This window comes from Parabacteroides sp. CT06, assembly GCF_002257605.1.
Classification (GTDB): Bacteria; Bacteroidota; Bacteroidia; order Bacteroidales; family Tannerellaceae; genus Parabacteroides; species Parabacteroides distasonis.
This window is the reverse complement of sequence record NZ_CP022754.1, coordinates 4,820,287-4,841,340: the sequence shown is the minus strand read 5'-3', so window position 1 is coordinate 4,841,340 and position 21,054 is coordinate 4,820,287. Positions and strand designations below refer to the sequence as shown.

Below are 21,054 nucleotides of genomic sequence, written 5' to 3'. Positions count from 1 at the left end.
TACTAAAATTTCTCATTATTTTACTTATTTTTGTGTGAAACTTCTGGATGCAAATATCGGGTGGTTAAGGGGAAAGGGAGGTGCATACGGTCTAAAACGTCGGTGAAATCGTATAAAATTAGATCGTTCAAATTGTCTAAGGCGTTCATATTGTTAACTGAGGGGTCAAAAAGAACATTCGGGGGGGCGTATTGTTTAATAGATAGGAGGTAGTGTTATTATGTTGGATAAAATTCAGTTTCTACTAAGCTTACAGATATTAGGCTTTTGTGTTTTTGGTGGTATTACCCTGCTACTACGGGCCCGTGAGAATAGGGCAAAACAGATTTTGGGGTGGAGTATGTTATTATGGGCGTTTTTAGCGGCGGTACGAGTATCGGTTAACCTGTATTTAGAGGATTCAAAAGAGATATTTCATCCGGATGTGCTGATTATGGGATGTATTGTGGTAGCTACATTAGCTTGTTACGTGATAGAAGTGTTACGACCTTGCTATATGACCGTTCGCCGTTTCTTTATTTTTACCAGTCCGATATGGGTATTGGGTATTTCTTTTTTGATTTACCGGCTATCCGGTGGAAATATTCATCGTTATAACTCTTTTGGCGAGGTATTCGATACCTTGAATCTGGATGTGGTTATAAGGCTTTTGATTTTATTTTTCACGCTTCTGTATATGATCGTTCCTATTTATCTGATCTTGCGCTATAGTGAGGGATTTAAGGTGTATTTAAGGGAAAATGTATCGGACCCGGAAGATTATGATCTGGACTGGTTGAAAAAGACCATGCTGATCCTTTCTTCTATGTATATTTTTTATTTGGTATTGTTGTTTACGGATCGGGTTAGCCTATATGTAATCGACAAAACGTTTTTATTGGTTTTATGGTACTATTTCTTTTATAAGGCCTTGTTCCTAAAGGTTATCCATTTGGATCACACATTCGAGAGCGGATGGGGATTACCCGATTTGGAGGAGGATACGGATGATGATCAAGGTAGTGAGGAACAGAAAGGCATCATACGCCAAAGGTATGTTGAGGAAGTACAGGCGTGGTTTGAACGTGAAAAGCCCTATCTACGGGAAGATTTACGCTTAACGGATTTACAGCGGATCTTCCCGATGAGCCGCTCTTATCTATCCCAATTGTTTAATAAAGAATTAGGTTGTTCCTTCTCGGATTACGTAAACCATTTCAGGGTAGAGGAAAGCAAACGTTTATTGGAAGCCGAACCTCTGGCCAGTATACAAGAGATAGCCGAACGTTCGGGCTTCCATTCTATCAGTACGTTCCGTCGTGCGTTTATTAAGCAGACAGGGGTTATTCCTTCCGAATACAGGAGAGACGGGAACGAGTCAATTTAACCGGTAACTGACGAAAGCGAATCGCTTGCTATCGGGTGCCCAAGAGTTTACGTTTATCGTACCTTGCCCGCCGAATAGTTTGACTAAAGTCTTAGGTTCTCCGCCCTCGGCTGGCATAAGGCGTAACTCTACGTTTTTATTGGCGAGGTGTTGTCCGGGTTCCAGATCACCTTTTGTATAGGTGATGAAAACGATTTGTTTTCCATCCGGAGAGATGTGGGGAAACCAAGAATTTCGGGTCTCATCGAATGTCATCTGGGTTTGTTCGGAACCATCCGCCTTCATGCGCCAGACTTGCATAAGCCCGGTACGTACGGAGTTGAACCAGATATATTGTCCGCAAGGTGAGTATTCGGGGCCATCGTCCAAACCTTCGGCTGTCGTAAGACGTTTTTCTTCTCCGCCTAGGGCAGGAATGACGTAAACATCAAAATTACCGTTTCTCTCGGCGCAATAAGCGAGTTGTTTTCCGTCGGGGCTCCACCCGTGTAGGTAGCTAGGACCGAGTGGGGTAATCAATCGGGGAACACCTCCTTCGAAAGGCAGGGTATAGATACGCGACCGGCCATCTTCTTTCGTTCCGTTACTGATCGCTATTTGCTTCCCATCCGCAGAGATCACATGGTCGTTGTTGCAACGGGTTGCGTAGTCGCTATTGATTAATTGCGGCTCTCCCGGAGATTCCGGAGAGAGCTTATATAATTTTCCTCCACTATTATATACAAGCCAATTACCATCCGGAGTCCAGTTAGGTGCCTCGATCAAAAAAGGGAATTCCTTGACAACGGAACGTTGCCCGGTCGTAATGTCCATCACTTCCAGCACACTAGTCACATTCTTTTTTTGGGCATGCGTACAAAAAACGGCGATACACATACAAAGTACAGAATTGAGAAAACGTTTCATATACATATAGATTTAAAGGATATAAGAAAACCGGGTAAAATTAGCTTTACGCTATTTTACCCGGTTTCAAAGATATAATTTATTTCGATTACTCCTTATACATTGAAACGGAAATGCATGATATCTCCATCTTGCACAACATATTCCTTACCTTCAACGCTCATCTTTCCGGCCTCTTTAACAGCAGCCTCGGAGCCATAAGCGATATAATCCTCGTACTTGATCACCTCGGCACGGATAAATCCTTTTTCGAAGTCCGTATGGATAACACCGGCGCATTGAGGAGCTTTCCAGCCTTTATGGAACGTCCACGCACGACATTCGTCCGATCCGGCGGTCAAGAAGGTTTGCAGATTCAATAATTTGTAAGCCGATTTAATCAAACGGCTTACGCCAGACTCTTCCAATCCGATCTCTTGTAAGAACATCTGGCGTTCCTCATAGGTATCGAACTCAGCGATCTCGCTCTCGATCTTAGCGGCGACTACTAGAATCTGGGCATCCTCGTCTTTAACCGCCTCGCGTACGGCATCTACATATTTATTGCCGTTTACGGCGCTAGCCTCATCCACGTTACAAACATACATGACAGGTTTATCCGTCAGCAAGAATAAATCGTGGGCAATGCGTTCCTCGTCTTTCGTATCAAAAGAAACGGTACGTGCGCTTTTTCCTTGTTCTAAAGCCTCTTTGTATTTACAAAGTACCTCGTAAGCGATCTTGGCTTGCTTATCACCTCCGGTTTGCGCTTGTTTTTGCACCTTGGCGATACGGCTGTCTATCGTTTCCAAATCCTTGATCTGAAGCTCATAGTCAATGATCTCCTTATCACGGACCGGGTCTACACGTCCGTCCACGTGCACGATATTATCGTCGTCGAAGCAACGCAATACGTGCAAGATAGCGTCTGTCTCACGGATATTAGCCAAGAACTTATTGCCTAATCCCTCGCCTTTACTCGCTCCTTTCACCAATCCGGCGATATCCACGATCTCTACGGTGGTGGGGATCACTCGCTGCGGATGTTCGATTTCCGCTAGTTTATTCAGTCGCTCGTCGGGTACGGTGATCACGCCTACATTCGGTTCGATCGTACAGAACGGAAAGTTCGCTGATTGTGCCTTCGCGTTGGATAGGCAATTGAAAAGGGTAGACTTTCCTACGTTCGGAAGTCCCACAATGCCACATTGTAATGCCATATTATTATCGTATTTTTTATTATCAATCTGTTATATAGTCGCTCCAAGCGACTTGTTTTGAGTTCGCAAAGATAATCAATTTTAGGCTGATACGGTTATTTTCTTAGGCTTTCTCTTCATGCTTAACCGGTTGCCTCATCGATTGTTTGTTTAATAATGTTTTAACGAGTTTGTTCATAGGCTTCTTTACTAATGTTATTTTTTACTTAGGTTGTTCTCTCATATTTCCGGTAAAAGAAAGTCAATAACAAGAATCCGATAAAAGCGAATCCGGAACCTATCAAGGCCGGATATTTATAACCAAGGCCGACCTCCAATGGTAACCCACCACAATAAGCTCCGATAGCATTTCCTAAATTGAACGCAACTTGTACGCTGGCGGCTCCCAGCATCTCTCCACCTTTGGAGTAACGGATCAATAATACTTGTTGAGGGCTTGAGACGGCGAATAATCCCGCCGTACACAGACACATCAGCAAGACATTTAACCAAGATATTTGTGCCAAGAAGAAGACGAGCAGTAGGGCTACGCAAATCATGCCTTGCGCTATGGCCGCTACCCGTCCGGGCATATATTTATCGGATAGGCGGCCACTGATCAAGTTGCCCGCTACCATACCGAAACCTGCCAATACCATTAAAACAGTAAGGCTTTCGGCCGAGAAGCCGGATACTTGTGTCAATAGCGGGCTGATATAGCTATACCAGCAAAATACACCTCCGTTACCTAGCATTGTCGCCCCTAGGATTAACCATGGCGCTTGAGTCTTAAGAAAACGAAATTGTCCTTTAAAGCCAGTATCCGGAAGGTTCTCTACCATAGGTACCCATCTCCAGATGTAATATAAGATGGCTATGCCCCAGCAACCAACCAGTAAGAAAGTCAGACGCCACGAGAGCATGGTGCTGAGGGCCGTCCCCAACGGGACACCGAATAGGTTGGCGATCGTCATCCCCGCTATCATGATAGAGACAGCCTCGGAGCCTCTTCCTTTATCAGCAAGCTTTTCGGCTACGATGGAGCCAACACCGAAGTAAGCTCCGTGAGGCAATCCAGAGATGAAGCGGGCTATCATCAATACCCAGTAATTAGACGCTAATGCGGCGCATAAATTACCGATCATCATAATCCCTACTAAAACAAGCAAAATGTGTTTTAATGGATATCTACGGGCGATAATCAACATGGGAGCGCCTACGCAAACCCCTAGTGCATAAGCTGAGATCAGATGCCCGGCTGTAGCAATGCTGATGTGTAAATCTTTCGCGATGTCGGGTAGGATACCCATCATTACGAACTCGGCAATCCCCAGCCCAAGGGTACCGAAAGCTAAAGCGATCAAACTTTTTTTCATAACCTAAAATGCTCAACAATCTTTTCGAGCGCAAATATAGTGTATAGTATACATTATTATTTGCTTTTCGGAATGTTTTTAGGGGAAAGTTTTGCGTTTCGTGATGGGCTGTTAGGGTCTTAAAAAAACATGTACGTCTTTCAAGAAAAAGTCGTACGTGTTTTCAGGAAAACACGTACATGTTTTTTTAAGGGGAATTCCGGCATTATTTTAATGCGCCTCCAACCAGTTCTCTCCCTCGCCGCAATCGGCGATTAAGGGGACTTGTAGTTTCATGACGTTTTCCATTTCCTCCAGCACGATTTTCTTTACCTCCTCGGCTTCCTCTTTGTAGACATTGAAGTTTAACTCATCGTGTACTTGGAGGATCATCTTGCTTTTCAATCCCTCTTCCTCAAAGCGTTCGTAAATGCGTACCATCGCTAGTTTGATGATATCGGCGGCGCTCCCTTGGATAGGGGCATTGATCGCGTTTCGCTCGGCATAGCCGCGTACGACGGCGTTGTGTGAGTTGATATCCGGAAGGAAACGCTTGCGCTTGAAAATGGTCTCTACGTATCCTTTTTCCTTGGCTACCTTGATGCTCTCCTCCATGTATTCCTTGATGCGGGGGTAGGTGCTGAAATAACCGTCTATCAGTTCCTTGGACTCAGAACGAGGGATGCCCAGACGCTCGGCGAGCCCGAAGACGGAGATGCCGTAGATGATACCGAAGTTGGCGGTTTTCGCCTTCCGGCGCATATCACTGGTTACTTCTTCTACCGGGATTCCGTAGATCTTGGCGGCTGTGGCGGCGTGGATATCCGCTCCGCTTTGGAAAGCCTCGATCATATGCGGGTCACCGCTCAGGTGGGCCATGATACGAAGCTCGATCTGGGAGTAGTCGGCCGAGAAGAAGAGGCAATCCGTATTGTCCGGGATAAATGCCTTACGGATCTCACGGCCCAGATCGTCCCGTACCGGAATGTTTTGCAGGTTCGGATTGGTAGAGCTGAGGCGTCCGGTAGATGTTACCGCTTGGTTGAAAGAGGTATGTATCTTTCCGGTCTGCGGATTGATCAACTCGGGTAGAGCGTCGATATAGGTACTTAATAACTTTTTAAGTCCGCGGTATTCAAGGAGCTTGCCGATGATGGGATGTTTGCTGCGAAGTTTCTCCAATACATCCTCGCTGGTACTGTAACCGCCAGTTTTGGTCTTCTTCGCTTTCTCGTCCAGCTTCAAGCGGTCGAAAAGGATTTCGCCGACCTGTTTCGTGGAGTTGATGTTGAATTCCGTGCCGGCCAGCTCGTAAACCTCTTGCTCCAGTTTGTTCATGGAGGCGGTAAGTTCCCCCGAAGATTGCTTAAGCGCTACCGTATCCAGCGTGACGCCGGTGGCCTCCATTTCCGCTAATACATATATTAATGGCATCTCGATCGTGGTGAAGAGGGATTCCAGTCCTTCCTTCTTTAACTCGGGCGCGAAATAATTCTTTAGCTTGAGCGTGATGTCCGCGTCCTCGGCGGCGTATTCGGCGATTTGCTCCACGGGTACGTTTCGCATCGATAACTGGTTCTTTCCTTTTGGGCCGATCAGTTCCTCGATGTGGACGGTCTGGTACTTGAGGTAGGTCTCCGCTAGGTAATCCATTCCGTGCCGCAATTCCGGATTCAGCAGGTAATGGGCGATCATCGTATCGAACAGAGGACCGGCTACCTTCACGTTGTATTTACGAAGTACCAAAATATCGAATTTGATGTTTTGCCCGATCTTTAATGATTTCGGATTTTGCAGGGCAGGGGAGAAGCGTTCCACTACTTTCGCCGCCTCTACTGAGTTGGCGGGAACAGGGACATACCAAGCCTCGTTTTCTTTCACGGCGAACGACATTCCGACCAATCCGGCTTTCAAGGGATCGATACCGTCGGTTTCCGTGTCAAAGGCGAAAAATTCTTGACCCAATAAAAAGCGGGCTAAATCGGCTTGTTTTTCCTCTGTATCAGTTAAATAATAGTTATGGGGGGTGGACTTTAAGTCCGTGAGAATCGATTTTTTGGGCTCTTCCGTACTCTCGGGCGTAAAAATCGCGAACAAATCGCCTTGAACGGGACCTTTCGGAGCGGCTTTGACCGGCTCAGAACTTAGTTTGTTAATAAATGTTCTAAATTCCAATTCTGTGTAAATCTCAGTCAGCCGCTCTTCGTTTGGCTTTTCACGAATGCAACGGGCGGCATCGAACTTGATAGGGACATCCGTCTTGATCGTCGCCAAGAATTTGGAGAAACGGATTTGCTCGGCGTTCTCCTCTACCTTCTTCTTTTGCGCGCCTTTCAACTTATCAGTGTTCGCTAACAGGTTCTCGATACTTCCGAATTCGGTCAGTAGTTTTTGAGCGGTCTTCTCGCCGACACCCGGACAGCCGGGGATATTATCGGAAGCGTCGCCCATCAGTCCCAGCAAGTCGATCACTTGCTCCGTACTCGTGAGGCCGTACTTGTTTAAGACCTCGGGCACGCCCATGATCTCGTAATCGCCTCCGAATTTCGGACGATACATAAATATATGTTCGGACACCAATTGGCCGTAATCTTTATCCGGCGTCATCATGTACACCTCGAAGCCTTCCTTCTCCGCCTGTTTGGACACGGTGCCGATCACATCGTCCGCCTCGTAGCGGGGTACTTCCAGAATCGGAATATTGTAAGCCTCTATGATTTCTTTAATGATAGGGACGGATTGACGGATCACTTCCGGCGTCTCTTCCCGTTGTGCCTTGTATTGCTCGAAGGCCTCATGGCGGAAGGTCGGTCCCTTCGGGTCAAAGGCCACCGCTATATGAGTCGGGTTCTCACGTTTTAATACATCCTCCAGACTGTTGATAAAACCGAAAATGGCGGAGGTATTCACACCCTTGGAGTTGATACGCGGATTCTTGATGAAGGCGTAATAGGAGCGATAAATTAACGCATACGCATCTATAAGGAATAACTTCATTACTTTTAACACGTTTTAGTGGGACAAAATCTGGGTAAATGTACGAAAAAACTCGCTTACTCGATAGTTTTTGTTACTTTTGCGAATCTTTGCATGGAATTATGGATGAAAGAAGGAAAATAGAAGAACCGGTTTCCGCTGAATTTGAACGTTTCAATAAGGATTTCGAGGCATCTCTACGCAGCGAGACGACCCGGTTACAATCGGCTATCGACGTTATACTGAATTCTACCGGGAAGCATGTGCGTCCGTTATTGGTGCTCCTTACCGCCAAGGTCTGTGGACAGGTTACGGATAACACGATCAATTCCGCTGTTTTGCTGGAGCTTTTGCATACCGCTACATTGATTCACGATGACGTGATCGATGAGACGAAGCAACGTCGTGGCGTTCCCTCATTGAACGCTATCTTCGATAACCGTATTTCCGTGTTGGTAGGTGATTATGTGCTTTCTACCGCTTTGATCCGTTCCATACAAACCGGCGATTTGCGGATTGTCGGGATTATCTCTAATTTAGGCAGAGACTTGTCCGAAGGTGAGATCAAGCAATTGGAGACCGCCGAGGAGAGTATCTTAGACGAGAATTGTTATCTGCAAGTTATCAAGAAGAAGACGGCTACCTTGCTTTCCGCTTGCACGGAGATTGGGGCCATTTCATCGGGCGCCTCTGCGGAGGTGATCGCTCTTTGCCGTGAGTTTGGCGAGTATCTGGGGTATTGCTTCCAGATCAAGGATGATATCTTTGATTATTTCAAGGAGGCGAATATCGGTAAGCCGACGGGAAATGACATTCGTGAGGGTAAGGTTACGCTTCCATTATTATATGCCTTGCGGCAGGGTAGGGAAGAGGAGGCCGCCCGTTATTTGGATATGATTTTACGGAAGGATTTTGCGGCGGAGAATGTCGATTCTTTGATTGAGTTTGCCAAGGCGAACGGTGGAATCGAATATGCCGAGGCCCGCATGAAGGAATATCATGATAAGGCGGTCGATGTTCTTTTGAGATTGCCAGAATCCGGGGCACGGACATCCTTGATCCAGTTGGCGGATTATATTATGACTCGCTCCAAATAGAAATTCCTTTATCTATTAGTTGTAGAGAGATGGCTCTTGTTAGTAAAAAAGTAAGTATGCTTCAATAGCCAATGAAGTTAACTGACTTTGAGAGTGCTTACCGGACACAGGATTCTAAGTCATCTGCGCCCGGTTTATTAGAATGGACTATTTCCCGAGTCGTTTTTCTATATCACCGACCAGACTGCTCGCTCCTATACGGAACAAATCCTTGTTCAGCCATTCGTTGCCCAGTATTTCCTTTACGATCGTATAATATCGAACTGCGTCTTCCGCCGTGCGTACGCCTCCGGAGATCTTGATGCCAACCTTATTTCCGGTGATGGAATGGTAGGTTTTGATGGCCTTGCACATGGTATAGGCGGCCTCGAAAGTGGCTCCCGGGTATCCTTTGCCGGTAGAGGTCTTGATGAAGTCCGCGCCGGAATACATGGCTAGGATGGATGCTTTTTGGATGTTCTCCGTTGTGACTAAAGCTCCGGTCTCTAGGATTACCTTTAAATGGGCGTGGCGACAGCTCTCTTTGATCTCTTGTAATTCTTCCGTCAGTTCCTCGAAATTGTCTTCCATGAAATAGCCTAGGTTCATGACAACGTCGATTTCATCGGCTCCTTGCATGACGGCCATGGCCGTTTCGGCGATCTTGACTTCCGTAAATGTCTGTGAGGAAGGAAAACCTCCGGCAACCGACGCGATCTTAATCTCTTGTGCGGTAAGTGCCTGCTTAACCGTTTCCACGAATAGGGGATAGACGCAAATAGCGGCTACGTTCGGGACATCCGGACGAGTTCCCTCGAAATCATTTACCGTGTCTACCATCTTCCAGATACTTTCTTTGGTATCCAGGCTGGTTAATGAGGTCAAGTCGATGCAACCATGAATCGTTTTCAATACTTCCGGTGTAAAGTTCTCTTGGAAATGTTTCTCTAAAAGAGCGTTTACAGCCTCGGTGGTCTGGGTATCCGGCAGGGCCGACTCAAACTTATTGAAAGCTTCATGATAACGGTCTATCTGTACGGAATTTGATTCGTGTTCATGTTCATGATGATGATCATGTCCACATTCGCAATCGTGATGATGTGCCATATGCTTATAGTTTTTGATTGTTTATATGTCGTTCTTTATCTCGGTCTGTTTTCTTTTGGAGATTCTTCTCGAAAGCGGCGGTAAGATCTACTCCGGTCTGGTTGGCCAGACAGAGCAATACCCATAACACATCCGCCATTTCATCGCCTAAATCCCGGTGTTTGTCACTTTCCTTGAAAGACTGCTCACCGTAGGTACGTGCCATGATCCGGGCTAGCTCGCCCACTTCCTCGGTGAGGATGGTCATATTGGTAAGCTCATTGAAATAACGGACCCCATAGGTCTTGATCCAAGAGTCTACCATTTGCTGGGCTTGTTGTAAGGTTATATCTGCCATACTTATTCTTTATTTTGAGAGTCGATAATAATAGTAACCGGCCCGTCGTTTAAAAGTTCAATTTTCATATCAGCTCCGAATGTTCCGGTTTGTACAGGTTTTCCGAGTTGAAGCCCTACCTCTTCGCAAAAAGCTTTATACATCGGAATGGCGATATCCGGTTTAGACGCTTTTAAGTAGGAGGGGCGGTTCCCTTTTTTCGTAGAGGCGTGTAAGGTAAATTGGCTGACAACCATGATCTCGCCTCCCGCTTCGATAACCGAGCGGTTCATGACCCCGTTTTCATCGTCAAATATGCGTAGGTTGGTGATCTTTTTTGCCAACCATTCAATGTCTTCTTGCGTATCCTTGTCCTCGATACCGACTAATACCAATAGCCCCTTTCCAATTTTGGACTTAAGCTGTCCGTCTATCGTGACGGAAGCGTGCTGCACACGTTGTGTAACTGTTCTCATCTTGTTCGCTTTTGTTCTATTTTTGTTCGCTTTCTGTTCGCTTTCCATCCAGTCCCTCTTGTAGTGCCTTGGCTTTCGCCTCGCCAATCACGGATTTCAGTTCCTCGAAGCTTGCTTCCTTGATTCGTTTTACGCTTTTAAAGTGACGTAAAAGTAATACTTTTGTCTTTTCACCGATACCCTTAATGGTGTCTAATTCGGATTTTGTCTGGGTCTTACTTCGTTTATCCTTGTGGAAAGTGATGGCGAAACGGTGTACCTCGTCTTGTATCCGGGTAAGCAGATGGAATAGCGGACTGTCCAAACGCATGCCAACGGTTACGGGTGGGAACCCGAATAATAACTCCGAGGTCCGGTGCTTACCATCTTTCGCTAGTCCGGCGATTGGAATGGACAAGCCTAATTCATCTTCTACCACCGAGCGAACCACTTCCATTTGCCCCTTTCCACCGTCTGTTATAATTAAGTCGGGTAGGGGAGATCGCTCCTCGATTGCCCGCCCGTAACGCCTACGGACAACTTCTTTCATAGAGGCGTAATCATCCGGACCGACTACGGTCTTTATATTGTATTTACGATACTCCTGCTTGGACGGTTTTCCCATCTTGAATACCACGCAAGCCGCTACCGCATCGCTTCCCTGTATGTTTGAATTATCGAAACATTCGATATGAGCAGGCAATTTCTCCAGATGCAAGGCCTCTTGGATCTCTTTCAAGATACGGGTATTCCGTTGTTCCGGATTCAACTTTTCCGCTTGCTTCAAGCGGTCAACCTTAAACTGCTTGACGTTCATCTCGGATAAATCGAGCAGTTTCTTTTTATCCCCTCTTTGGGGAATGGTGAAGGTGACATTCTCTAGTTGCATATCCAGCTTGAAAGGCACGATAATCTCCCGGGCGGTGCTTTTAAAACGATTCCGCATCTCGATAATACCGAGGCTTAACAATTCCTCCTTACTCTCGTCCAATCGTTTTTTATACTCGAATGTATAGGCTTGTACGATCGCCCCGTTTCCGATATGCATAAAGTTCACATAAGCGGAATGGTCATTCTCTATGATCGTGAATACATCTATATTATGTAGCATCGGGGTTACGACCGTAGATTTAGAACGGTAGTTCTCGATGACTTCGTATTTTTCCTTGATCTTTTGCGCTTCCTCAAACTTGAGCTCGGCAGCGAGCGATTGCATCTCCTCATAGAGGTGTTTGCTGATTTGCGAGATGTTGCCTCGCAGAATCTCTTTGATCTCGGAAATATTTTGCTGGTATTCTTCCAATGATTGCAAGCCTTCACAAGGCCCTTTACAACGCTTGATATGGTATTCCAGACAAACCTTATAGCGTCCTTGTGCGATGGATTCGGGAGTGAGGGGATATTTACAAGTGCGTAAAGGGTAAAGTTCCTTTAGCATTTGTAGCATCACTTTCGCCGTGAACAAAGAGGGATAAGGACCGTAATATTGTGATCCGTCCCGAACGATGTTCCGGGTTTGGAAAACCCGGGGAAAGTACTCGTTCTTTACCACGATGGAAGGGTAGGTTTTGTCGTCCTTCAATAATACGTTATAGCGGGGACGATACTGTTTGATGAGGTTGTTTTCCAGTAGTAACGCGTCTTCTTCCGTATCGACGACTATATATTTGATATCCCGGATTTGCTTGACTAACACACGGGTCTTATTGCTGTCATGTACCTTGTTGAAATAAGAGGATACCCGTCGTTTTAGGTTCTTCGCCTTGCCGACGTATATAATCGTTCCGTTTTCATCGAAATACTGGTAGCATCCCGGCTTTTCCGGAATGACCGATAGGATCGTCTTGATATGTTCGTCTTTATCGGCTATCATACGAATAGGGAAGTAAATTGGAATGTCTCGCTATTGAACAAACCTTTGTTGCTAAGTTTTAAGGATGGGATCGCCAGCAATCCCATAAAAGAAAGCGTCATTTGTAATGAATCCATCGGGGATTTTAATCGCTTGATCTTTTCCTCGATCTCTTCGTAACGGCGGCTCGTCTCTTCCAATGATTCGTCGCTCATCAATCCCGCTACCGGCAAGGACAGGAGAGTGACTTCGTCCATGCAGCTCACGGCGATTCCTCCTTTCGCTTTTATGACCACATTGATCGCTTGCATAAGCTCGAAATCGGTTACGCCTATAGCGATGATGTTATGGCTATCGTGGGAGATACTTTGAGCGATGGCACCGAGCTTGAGCCCTGTTCCTTTTATAAAGGTAATAGCGGGAGGAGCCGTTTGATAGCGATTTAGAATAACGAGTTTTAAAATGTCTCGTTCTGTATCTGATTCTACAAATCCATCGAATGTATGTACAGGATATAGTTCTTCTTTCGTGATTAATTCGCTGTCTTCGCAAACAATGACACGCATCTGTTCCCCTTTCGCTTTTACCGCTAGCTTTTCTAATGTGATCGGTTTCGTGTGGAAATTATTACGATGTATAGGCTTTTGGAGTGGAAGCGTGCATTTCTCTCCATCGTATACACAGGTTCCTTGTATATAGGTTGCCTGTATGGTTAGATCCTTTAAATTGTTTACTTGGATAAAATCGGCGGAGTCTCCCTCTCGTAAGAAACCTGCGGGGATTTTATAGTGCATGGCCGGATTATAGGAAGCGGCCCGTAATACATCATATAGATCATATCCTAAATCCAGCGATTTTTTTACCATCCTATTTATGTGTCCTTTGTTTAAAAACGAAGGATGTGCGTCATCTGTACAGAACATGATTTGTTCGGGATACTCTTTCAATAGCGGATGAAGTGCGTCAAAGTTTTTCGCCGCGCTTCCTTCCCGAATAAGAACATGCATCCCAAGCTCACATTTCTCACGGCCTTTTTCTAGATAGATGGTTTCATGATCGGTGGAAATACCAGACTCGATATATGCCTTTAGCTTGGGACCTGTCGCTAGGGGATAATGTCCGTCTATGGGTTTACCCGCTTGTTTCGCGGCTTCTATTTTGCGCATAACTTCCGGATCTTTATTTAAGACTCCGGGGTAATTCATCATCTCTGCCAAGAAGTGTAGATCCTCTCGTTCCAACAAACGAGCGGTTTCGTCTGCGTCTATGATCGCACCGGAGGTTTCCATAATCGTAGCCGGTACGCAAGATGGGACACCGAACCATGTGTAGAAAGGAATCCCTTTCGCGTTGTCGAGCATATATTCGACTCCTTCGGTACCCATTACATTCGCTATCTCATGAGGGTCCGCCACGGCACCGATACTGCCATGGCGTACGGCTGCGTGAATGAATGCCGTAGGGGTTACCATGCTACTCTCTATATGGACATGTGCGTCAATAAAGCCGGGGAGGAGGTAATATCCCTCATCTTGTCCGGTAGGGGTTACCTTTCCGATATGCCCGTTTAGGATTGAAATCTCTGCCCCGAAGGTGCGCCTGTTGATTATATCTACCAGATTTCCTCGTATAACCAGTGTTTTAGCTTCATTCATTTGAATATCTCCTTTAATATGTTTCACGTGGAACATTTCGTGTTTTATCTTCCGAGTAGTACCAAAAGGATGTTGATGTCGCTAGGGGAAATACCCGGGATGCGGCTCGCTTGAGCGATCGTGTCGGGATCTATCCGGGTCAATTTCTGGCGGGCTTCCGTAGATAAAGACTGGATCGAGTTGTAATCGAATTTACCCTTGATCCGGATATTCTCTAAACGGTTTATCTTATCCGCTATGATTTGTTCTCGCTTGATGTAGCCGCTATACTTAATCAATATCTCAGCGGCCTCGATGATCTCTTCCTTACGGGAGGCCGGGACTTTGTCCAGCTCCGCACGAAGGGCCGGAACTAGATCTGCGAGGTTTTCCAATGTAGTCTGCGGACGGAGTACGACATCGAATAATTTGCAACCATGGGATAGGGGGGCTGTACCCAGTTTCTCCAAACCGCTGTTTATATATTGAGGCTTTACGGAGTAGGTCTCCGCAAAACGAATGATAGCGTCACGGCTCTCTTTTTTCTCTCGCAGTAAATCGTAGCGGTCTTGTTTGGCCAATCCCATTTGGTAGGATTTCTCGGTGAGTCGCATATCCGCGTCGTCTTGGCGTAGTAAGATGCGGTATTCCGCACGAGAGGTGAACATACGATAAGGCTCGTCCACGCCTTTGGTTACCAAATCGTCGATAAGGACACCGATATAAGCCTCGTCTCTTCCGAGGATAAAAGGTTGTCCGCCGTGGCAATTGATGTGGGCGTTGATACCCGCTACCAAACCTTGTCCGCCGGCTTCCTCGTATCCGGTAGTTCCGTTGATCTGTCCGGCAAAGAAAAGATTACGGATTTGTTTGGTCTCCAAATTATGTCTTAGCTGAGTCGGGTCGAAGAAATCGTATTCAATCGCATATCCGGGACGATAGATTTGCACGTCACGGAAAGCGGGGATCGCTTGGAGCGCACGAAGCTGGATATCCAAGGGTAGGGAAGAGGAGAAGCCATTTAGGTAATATTCTTGCGTGGCCTCGCCTTCCGGCTCTAGGAATAGTTGATGCTGCGTCTTGTCGGCGAACGTCACGATTTTCGTTTCGATGCTGGGACAATAACGGGGACCGATACTTTTGATCTGTCCATTATAAAGAGGAGAGTCGGGGAGACCTTCCCGTAATATATCGTGGCAAGCCTCGTTCGTAAAGGTAGTCCAGCAACTCAATTGTTTTAATTTACGATGACTGGTATCCATGTAAGAGAACTTATGGAAATCGTTTTCCCCCGGTTGTTCCTCCATTTCATCGAAGTGAACGCTCCGGCCATCGATACGGACCGGTGTTCCGGTTTTCATGCGATCTGTTTGGATACCTAAAGAGATAAGTTGCTCGGTAAGTCCGGTCGCCGCAGGCTCGGCGATACGTCCGCCCCGTATCTGGGTTCTTCCGATATGAAGCAGGCCGTTTAGGAAGGTCCCGTTCGTAAGCACCACCGCTCCGGCACGGAATACGACATTCATTCCCGTACGGACGCCGCAGACTTGTCCATGCTCGATAATCAGTTCTTGAACCATATCCTGCCAGATGGATAGATTCGGCATATTCTCCAGTATGCCCCGCCAGCAATCGATAAAACGGGCACGGTCGCTTTGGGCACGCGGGCTCCACATGGCCGGTCCTTTGCTACGGTTTAACATACGGAATTGGATAGCGGTCTGGTCGGTCACGATTCCCATATATCCGCCTAGCGCATCGATCTCTCGTACGATCTGTCCTTTGGCGATTCCCCCGACTGCCGGGTTACAACTCATCTGGGCGATCTTGTTCATGTCCATCGTGATCAAAAGCGTCTTTGATCCTAGATTCGCCGCGGCGGCGGCGGCTTCACAGCCGGCATGTCCTGCGCCTACTACTATTACGTCGTAATTGAAAGTCATTTTTATTCCCTTTTATTTTACGCGAAGATAGTGAGTGTTCGTGAAAGAATTCGTTTATATTTGTATAATAAATACATACATTGTTTTCAGGTTTAATGAACTAAAGATTTAAGCTGCTATGAATTCTATTCAATGCCGTATCCTTGTTTTTCTGGTTTTACTGACCTCTTGCTTCAGTCCGGTTTGTGGGAAAGATAAGAAACCTCGTCAAGCGATCGAGAAGTTATCGATCGATGGTCCCTATCTATTGAAAGCCGATGATGGTAGTATGCGTGCGATATCTGTAGACGGGAAAGGCCGGTTATTGGATAAGCATTATAAAAGTATACCTACCACCTTTTCATTCGAGGTGTTTTCCGATAACGGGGAGAGATTGTTTCCGGTAACCATACACTCCGTCTCTCGTCCGAAATGGAAAGATGTGCAACCAGAGAAGACGTTTGTTCTTTCAGATCCACATGCGAACTGGTCTTGTTTCGCCTCCCTGTTAAAGGCGGGAAAAGTGATCGATGCGGACTATAATTGGATTTTCGGGGCCAACCAATTGGTGATAATCGGTGACGTCTTTGACCGGGGCGTGGATGTACTCCCTATCTATTGGTTGATCTACAAGTTGGAGAAAGAAGCGGAAGATGCCGGTGGAAAAGTGACTTTCTTAATCGGAAATCATGAGACTATGGTTCTGGGAAATGATTTGCGATATACGAAGAAGAAATATACTCAATTGGCGGATACTTTAGGAATGACCTATCCGGAGCTTTGGCAGAAAAGCGAGTTGGGACATTGGTTGAAAACTCGTAACTCGATACAGGTGGTCGGAGATAACCTGTTTGTCCATGCTGGGTTGAGCAAGGAGTTTTTAGACCGGAATTACGATATCCCTACCGTGAATGAGATCGTGAGCGATGGTCTCTTCTTAACGAAAAAAGAACGTAATGCAGATAAAGGCTCCGATCTTTCTTTTATGTTCGCTACGTATGGACCGATCTGGTATCGGGGTATGGTACGTAGCGCAGATAAGTATCATCCGCTAGACCGGGATGATTTGCGGAAAATATTAGAGAAATATAATGTGAACCGCATCTTTGTAGGTCATACCATTTTCGATGATATCACGACTTTCTATCATTATAAAGTGATTGCCGTGAATGTTGATAATCAAGAAAACAAGGAGAAGGAACGAGGCCGTGGTGTCATGATCGAGAAAGACGGTTCTATGTTTGTCGTATATGATTCCGGAAAACAAGAGCCGTTATTAACCGAGTAATATTTGGTGCTTGAGCTGTCACGACTGCTACCATCATGGTAGAGGAAGAAGTGCCTCCCCTAATGTGAACTAATGAGATAGGGAGTGCAACTTTTATGTATCTTAAATCATCTATAAATATAGATATGTTTTAAATGTAGGAGTTATGAAAAAAGTTGTATTACTGTTTATCTTGTTTGTTTTCTCTTTGTCGCAAGCTGATGCTCAAGAGTTCCATTTTATTCCTAGGATTGGCTTGAATTTGGCAAATACTTATCCCGAAAGTTTTGCGGACATGCGTCCGGGGTTAAATATTGGTGTGGCGGAGGAAATACGTTTTAGCAAACTGTTTGCTTTAGAACCGGGTGTTTATTATTCTATGCAAGGTTATCAAAAAGAAAACGCTAAAGGCGAGACAGCCCGGCTAAAGGCGGATTATTTAAATATTCCTATTTACGCTAAATTTTATTTGTATCGGGGATTCCATCTTTTCGCGGGCCCACAAGTTGGCTTTAATGTAAGGGCGAAAGCTTCGAATTATATTTTCGTCTCGGGCCCTACTCCGGTGCACCAGAGCGAGTACGATTTCTCCGGTGATAAAAAAGAAGAGATCCGGAATTGTGATTTCTCCGTTTCAATGGGGCTTGGCTATACCTTTGACATGGGATTAGTTATCTCCGCCAATTATAATTTAGGATGTACTCATTTCTTTAAGGAGCCGGAATACTCATTCGGTGGAAGCAATCATTTTAGGGGAAAAGATCATAATGGGATTATTCAATTCAATCTAGGATGGCGTTTCTGATCTCCAGTAAATCGTGAATTAAGAGAGATCGCTTGTTCCTCGTTCAGCATTGCGGCATGGCTACACAGGCAATGGACTGCTTTCGGGCATTGCTCGTCCGTGGCGTAGCAATACGTGTAATCGTAAGGTATGTCTTCTGTTTTCATGTTGTCTGTATTATTTTTATTTATTTCAACAATAGTCTGCTCTCAACCGCCTCTAATATCTTCATTTGCTGGATCGCTATTTGATTAAGCTTTATTAGTCGTTCACGCTGGGTAAGTCCTTCATCAATAAATACAGCATTCAGGCTTTCCATATTCGATAAACAGATAAGTTCATTAATAGTCGCATAGTCACGAATGTTACCTTTTAATTCGGGATTGGCTTCCCGCCATTGTTTAGCGGTTGTGCCGAATAGAGCGACATTAAGAATATCGGCTTCGTTTGCGTATATAAAGCTTACCTGTTGCGGGGTTAACTCTATGGGGATGAGATTATGCTTGATAGCGTCGGTATGGATGTGATAGTTTATTTTGGAGAGTTCTCGTTTGGCAGTCCAGCCGATTTGTTTCTGTTCCTCTTCTTTTAGGCGTTGAAACTCTTTAACGATATATAATTCAAATTCAACAGAGATCCAACTTGCGAATTTGAAAGCTATATCCTTATGAGCAAAGGTGCCTCCATATCTTCCGGATTTGGAGATAATACCAATTGCCGCTGTTGTATTTATCCATTTTTGTGGAGAAAGGGTAAAAGCATTTAACCCTGCTTCCTTTTTAAACCCCTCGAATTCGAGGGGTTTAAAATTAGGATTATATAAACTTTCCCATATACCTAAATATTCAATGGTATTACGATTACGCATCCAATTGCCAATTACTGCTGTCGGATCATCGCTTTTGTACTTTGCGATGTCGGTAAGTGAGATATAGTCATTCTTATTTATAGATATGATCATGACACTTGTATTTTGGACTGTGATTTTCTCCATAATTTTCTTCAGATAAGATTTGTAGTATAAATTTGTTTCTGGTTAACATCTCTTTACCGACATTCCTCCGGCAAGATCGCTAACGCTCTGTTCTCGTTCTCCTCCATGATCTCCCGCTCGCCGGGGCCTTTGTCGTTGATACCGCAAAGGTGCAGGATGCCGTGGATGATGGTACGGTGGAGTTCCTCGTTATAATCCGTGTGGAATGTCTCGGCGTTTGTCCTGACCGTATCGAGGCTGATGAACAGGTCACCCGAGATCTTATTTCCTTCCGTATAATCAAAGGTGATGATATCCGTGTAATAATCGTGTTGGAGATATTGGCGGTTTACCTCCAAGATCTTCTCGTCCGAGCAGAAGATGTAACTGATATCGCCTGTCTTCTTCCCGTAGGTCTCGGCTACCGCCTTGATCCATCCGCTGACCGCTTTTTTCTTGATTGCCGGGAGCTGGATATCCTCGGCGTAATATGCTATTGCCATAAGGTCTATTTATCGTATTGAAATTTCGTTACAAATGTAATCATTCGATTTTAAATAGATTCATTTCAAATCTATTGATTGTATAGAATGTTAAAAGAACAGGTAAGCCATCGCTATCGCCGCTATCGCCCCGGCCAGATCCGCTAACAAGGCGCATTGCACCGTATAGCGGGTATTACGGATACCTACGCTACCGTAGTAAAGAGCAACTACATAGAATGTCGTATCGCAAGAGCCCTGAACGATGGATGACAGGCGACCGACGAAAGAGTCCGCTCCATACGTGTTCATGGCGTCCAGCATCATGCCCCTAGCCCCGCTCCCGCTTAACGGTTTCATCAACATGGTAGGTAGCGCTTCCACGAAATCCGTGTTGAGCCCTATCGAAGCAATGCCGAAACGAACGCCTTGTATGATGAAATCCATCGCTCCGGAAGCCCGGAAGACACCGATACCTACTAGGATAGCTACCAGATAAGGAATAATCGTTATAGCAGTCTGGAAACCTTCTTTCGCCCCTTCTATAAAAGCATCATATACATTGATCTTTTTACGCATGCCGCTGATGATAAATCCGCAGATAATGGTAAAAAGAAGCGTGTTGGCGAATAAAGTCGAATACAAGGAAACTTGCTCCTGTTCCATCGAGTTAAATAGCCATACCAGGCCTCCGATAAATAATCCCAGTCCCCCGAAAAACAGGACTAGGTTCCGTTGGAGGATATTGATCTTCTGCCGTACGCAAACCGCTAAAATAGCGACTAAGGTTGATGTGAATGTAGCGAGCATGATCGGCAGGAATACGTCTGATGGATTCGCCGCTCCTAACTGCGCCCGGTACATCATGATGGTGATCGGGATCAAGGTCAGTCCCGAGGCATTGATGCATAAGAACATCACCATGGAGTTGCTGGCGGATTCTTTATTCGGGTTTAATTCCTGTAACTGTTGCATGGCTTTCAATCCCATTGGCGTGGCGGCATTATCCAGTCCCAGTAAATTTGCCGATAGGTTCATGAAGATAGAACCGGTCACGGGATGGTCTCTTGGGATATCCGGAAAAAGCTTGCTGAATACGGGAGCCGCCAATCGTGCGAACGCTTGTATCACCCCCCCCTTCTCACCGATCTTCATGATGCCCAGCCAAAGCGACAAGATCCCCGTTAATCCTAACGAAATCTCGAAACCCGTCTTGGCCGAAGCGAAAGAAGCGTTGATAATCTCGGTAAAAACGGCGGTATCCCCACCAATGACCAGTTTACCTACGGCCACGACGAAAGCGATCAAGAAGAAAGCGATCCAAATATAGTTTAGTACCATAATAAATATATATTGGTCACAAATTTAGGAATTAATTGCCAATTGATTTGTATTTTTGCTTTTT

At 45.6% G+C, this 21,054-nt stretch carries 18 protein-coding genes; 4 read left to right on the top strand and 14 right to left on the bottom strand.

What is annotated here, in order from left to right; translation table 11 throughout:
* Positions 1 to 220 precede the first annotated feature (220 nt).
* Positions 221 to 1,366 carry an AraC family transcriptional regulator gene (locus tag CI960_RS21120; RefSeq protein WP_005860425.1) on the top strand — a complete coding sequence of 382 codons (1,146 nt, stop codon included), beginning with the start codon at positions 221 to 223 and terminating at the stop codon, positions 1,364 to 1,366.
* On the opposite strand, the gene CI960_RS21115 is transcribed toward CI960_RS21120, so the two are convergent.
* From CI960_RS21115 to polA, 4 genes are all read right to left on the bottom strand, one after another.
* Entirely contained in the window at positions 1,358 to 2,272 is a 915-nt protein-coding gene (locus CI960_RS21115) for a TolB family protein (protein WP_005860427.1), read from the bottom strand. The genes CI960_RS21120 and CI960_RS21115 overlap by 9 nt on opposite strands.
* 95 nt (positions 2,273 to 2,367) lie before the next feature.
* On the bottom strand, positions 2,368 to 3,471 hold the full coding sequence (gene ychF / locus CI960_RS21110) for a redox-regulated ATPase YchF (RefSeq protein ID WP_005860429.1): 1,104 nt from the start codon (positions 3,469 to 3,471) through the stop codon (positions 2,368 to 2,370).
* 206 nt (positions 3,472 to 3,677) lie between these two features.
* Entirely contained in the window at positions 3,678 to 4,826 is a 1,149-nt protein-coding gene (gene araJ, locus CI960_RS21105; RefSeq protein WP_005860430.1) for an MFS transporter AraJ, read from the bottom strand.
* A gap of 210 nt (positions 4,827 to 5,036) precedes the next feature.
* Positions 5,037 to 7,802: a DNA polymerase I gene (polA, locus tag CI960_RS21100; protein ID WP_005860432.1), complete on the bottom strand. Its 2,766-nt coding sequence runs from the start codon at positions 7,800 to 7,802 to the stop codon at positions 5,037 to 5,039.
* Between the two features lie 101 nt (positions 7,803 to 7,903).
* Here polA and CI960_RS21095 point away from each other — a divergent pair, with 101 nt between their 5' ends.
* Positions 7,904 to 8,878, top strand: coding sequence for a polyprenyl synthetase family protein (locus CI960_RS21095; protein ID WP_008773223.1), 975 nt, complete (start codon positions 7,904 to 7,906; stop codon positions 8,876 to 8,878).
* A gap of 147 nt (positions 8,879 to 9,025) precedes the next feature.
* Here CI960_RS21095 and deoC read toward each other — a convergent pair whose 3' ends face one another.
* The 6 genes from deoC to mnmG are packed head-to-tail and all read right to left on the bottom strand — an operon-like array spanning position 9,026 to position 16,164.
* Entirely contained in the window at positions 9,026 to 9,964 is a 939-nt protein-coding gene (gene deoC, locus CI960_RS21090) for a deoxyribose-phosphate aldolase (protein WP_005860436.1), read from the bottom strand.
* Between the two features lie 4 nt (positions 9,965 to 9,968).
* Complete coding sequence (locus CI960_RS21085) at positions 9,969 to 10,301, bottom strand: nucleotide pyrophosphohydrolase (protein ID WP_005860438.1); 333 nt, start codon at positions 10,299 to 10,301, stop codon at positions 9,969 to 9,971.
* 2 nt (positions 10,302 to 10,303) lie between these two features.
* Positions 10,304 to 10,756, bottom strand: coding sequence for a D-aminoacyl-tRNA deacylase (gene dtd / locus CI960_RS21080; protein WP_005860440.1), 453 nt, complete (start codon positions 10,754 to 10,756; stop codon positions 10,304 to 10,306).
* A 16-nt stretch (positions 10,757 to 10,772) separates the two neighbouring features.
* Complete coding sequence (gene uvrC / locus CI960_RS21075; protein ID WP_005860442.1) at positions 10,773 to 12,608, bottom strand: excinuclease ABC subunit UvrC; 1,836 nt, start codon at positions 12,606 to 12,608, stop codon at positions 10,773 to 10,775.
* Positions 12,605 to 14,242 (bottom strand): adenine deaminase, encoded by a 1,638-nt coding sequence (gene ade, locus CI960_RS21070; RefSeq protein WP_005860444.1) that lies wholly within the window; start codon positions 14,240 to 14,242, stop codon positions 12,605 to 12,607. The genes uvrC and ade overlap by 4 nt, the downstream gene beginning before the upstream one ends.
* A 44-nt stretch (positions 14,243 to 14,286) precedes the next feature.
* On the bottom strand, positions 14,287 to 16,164 hold the full coding sequence (mnmG, locus tag CI960_RS21065; protein WP_005860446.1) for a tRNA uridine-5-carboxymethylaminomethyl(34) synthesis enzyme MnmG: 1,878 nt from the start codon (positions 16,162 to 16,164) through the stop codon (positions 14,287 to 14,289).
* Positions 16,165 to 16,282: 118 nt separating this feature from the next.
* Here mnmG and CI960_RS21060 point away from each other — a divergent pair, with 118 nt between their 5' ends.
* Complete coding sequence (locus CI960_RS21060) at positions 16,283 to 17,431, top strand: metallophosphoesterase (RefSeq protein ID WP_005860448.1); 1,149 nt, start codon at positions 16,283 to 16,285, stop codon at positions 17,429 to 17,431.
* Between the two features lie 145 nt (positions 17,432 to 17,576).
* A complete protein-coding gene (locus CI960_RS21055; protein WP_005860450.1) occupies positions 17,577 to 18,215 on the top strand; it encodes a porin family protein in 639 nt (212 codons plus the stop codon).
* Here CI960_RS21055 and CI960_RS23505 read toward each other — a convergent pair.
* From CI960_RS23505 to CI960_RS21040, 4 genes are all read right to left on the bottom strand, one after another.
* On the bottom strand, positions 18,188 to 18,361 hold the full coding sequence (locus CI960_RS23505; RefSeq protein ID WP_005860452.1) for a hypothetical protein: 174 nt from the start codon (positions 18,359 to 18,361) through the stop codon (positions 18,188 to 18,190). The genes CI960_RS21055 and CI960_RS23505 overlap by 28 nt on opposite strands.
* Before the next feature lie 20 nt (positions 18,362 to 18,381).
* Entirely contained in the window at positions 18,382 to 19,188 is an 807-nt protein-coding gene (locus tag CI960_RS21050; protein WP_005860454.1) for a KilA-N domain-containing protein, read from the bottom strand.
* A 53-nt stretch (positions 19,189 to 19,241) separates the two neighbouring features.
* The gene (gene ybeY / locus CI960_RS21045) at positions 19,242 to 19,670 is read right to left on the bottom strand and encodes an rRNA maturation RNase YbeY (RefSeq protein ID WP_005860456.1); all 429 of its coding nucleotides are present in this window, start codon (positions 19,668 to 19,670) and stop codon (positions 19,242 to 19,244) included.
* A 90-nt stretch (positions 19,671 to 19,760) separates the two neighbouring features.
* Positions 19,761 to 20,990 carry a nucleoside recognition domain-containing protein gene (locus CI960_RS21040; RefSeq protein ID WP_005860458.1) on the bottom strand — a complete coding sequence of 410 codons (1,230 nt, stop codon included), beginning with the start codon at positions 20,988 to 20,990 and terminating at the stop codon, positions 19,761 to 19,763.
* Between the last annotated feature and the right edge of the window lie 64 nt (positions 20,991 to 21,054).

Excerpts from the sequence above, each read along its gene's own strand:
- CI960_RS23505 (WP_005860452.1), bottom strand. The coding sequence starts at position 18,361 with ATGAAAACAGAAGACATACCTTACGATTACACGTATTGCTACGCCACG.
- CI960_RS21115 (WP_005860427.1), bottom strand. The coding sequence starts at position 2,272 with ATGAAACGTTTTCTCAATTCTGTACTTTGTATGTGTATCGCCGTTTTT.
- dtd (WP_005860440.1), bottom strand. The coding sequence starts at position 10,756 with ATGAGAACAGTTACACAACGTGTGCAGCACGCTTCCGTCACGATAGAC.
- araJ (WP_005860430.1), bottom strand. The coding sequence starts at position 4,826 with ATGAAAAAAAGTTTGATCGCTTTAGCTTTCGGTACCCTTGGGCTGGGG.
- CI960_RS21085 (WP_005860438.1), bottom strand. The coding sequence starts at position 10,301 with ATGGCAGATATAACCTTACAACAAGCCCAGCAAATGGTAGACTCTTGG.
- CI960_RS21050 (WP_005860454.1), bottom strand. The coding sequence starts at position 19,188 with ATGGAGAAAATCACAGTCCAAAATACAAGTGTCATGATCATATCTATA.
- CI960_RS21095 (WP_008773223.1), top strand. The coding sequence starts at position 7,904 with ATGGATGAAAGAAGGAAAATAGAAGAACCGGTTTCCGCTGAATTTGAA.
- uvrC (WP_005860442.1), bottom strand. The coding sequence starts at position 12,608 with ATGATAGCCGATAAAGACGAACATATCAAGACGATCCTATCGGTCATT.
- CI960_RS21060 (WP_005860448.1), top strand. The coding sequence starts at position 16,283 with ATGAATTCTATTCAATGCCGTATCCTTGTTTTTCTGGTTTTACTGACC.
- CI960_RS21040 (WP_005860458.1), bottom strand. The coding sequence starts at position 20,990 with ATGGTACTAAACTATATTTGGATCGCTTTCTTCTTGATCGCTTTCGTC.
- mnmG (WP_005860446.1), bottom strand. The coding sequence starts at position 16,164 with ATGACTTTCAATTACGACGTAATAGTAGTAGGCGCAGGACATGCCGGC.
- deoC (WP_005860436.1), bottom strand. The coding sequence starts at position 9,964 with ATGGCACATCATCACGATTGCGAATGTGGACATGATCATCATCATGAA.
- ade (WP_005860444.1), bottom strand. The coding sequence starts at position 14,242 with ATGAATGAAGCTAAAACACTGGTTATACGAGGAAATCTGGTAGATATA.
- polA (WP_005860432.1), bottom strand. The coding sequence starts at position 7,802 with ATGAAGTTATTCCTTATAGATGCGTATGCGTTAATTTATCGCTCCTAT.
- CI960_RS21055 (WP_005860450.1), top strand. The coding sequence starts at position 17,577 with ATGAAAAAAGTTGTATTACTGTTTATCTTGTTTGTTTTCTCTTTGTCG.
- ybeY (WP_005860456.1), bottom strand. The coding sequence starts at position 19,670 with ATGGCAATAGCATATTACGCCGAGGATATCCAGCTCCCGGCAATCAAG.
- CI960_RS21120 (WP_005860425.1), top strand. The coding sequence starts at position 221 with ATGTTGGATAAAATTCAGTTTCTACTAAGCTTACAGATATTAGGCTTT.
- ychF (WP_005860429.1), bottom strand. The coding sequence starts at position 3,471 with ATGGCATTACAATGTGGCATTGTGGGACTTCCGAACGTAGGAAAGTCT.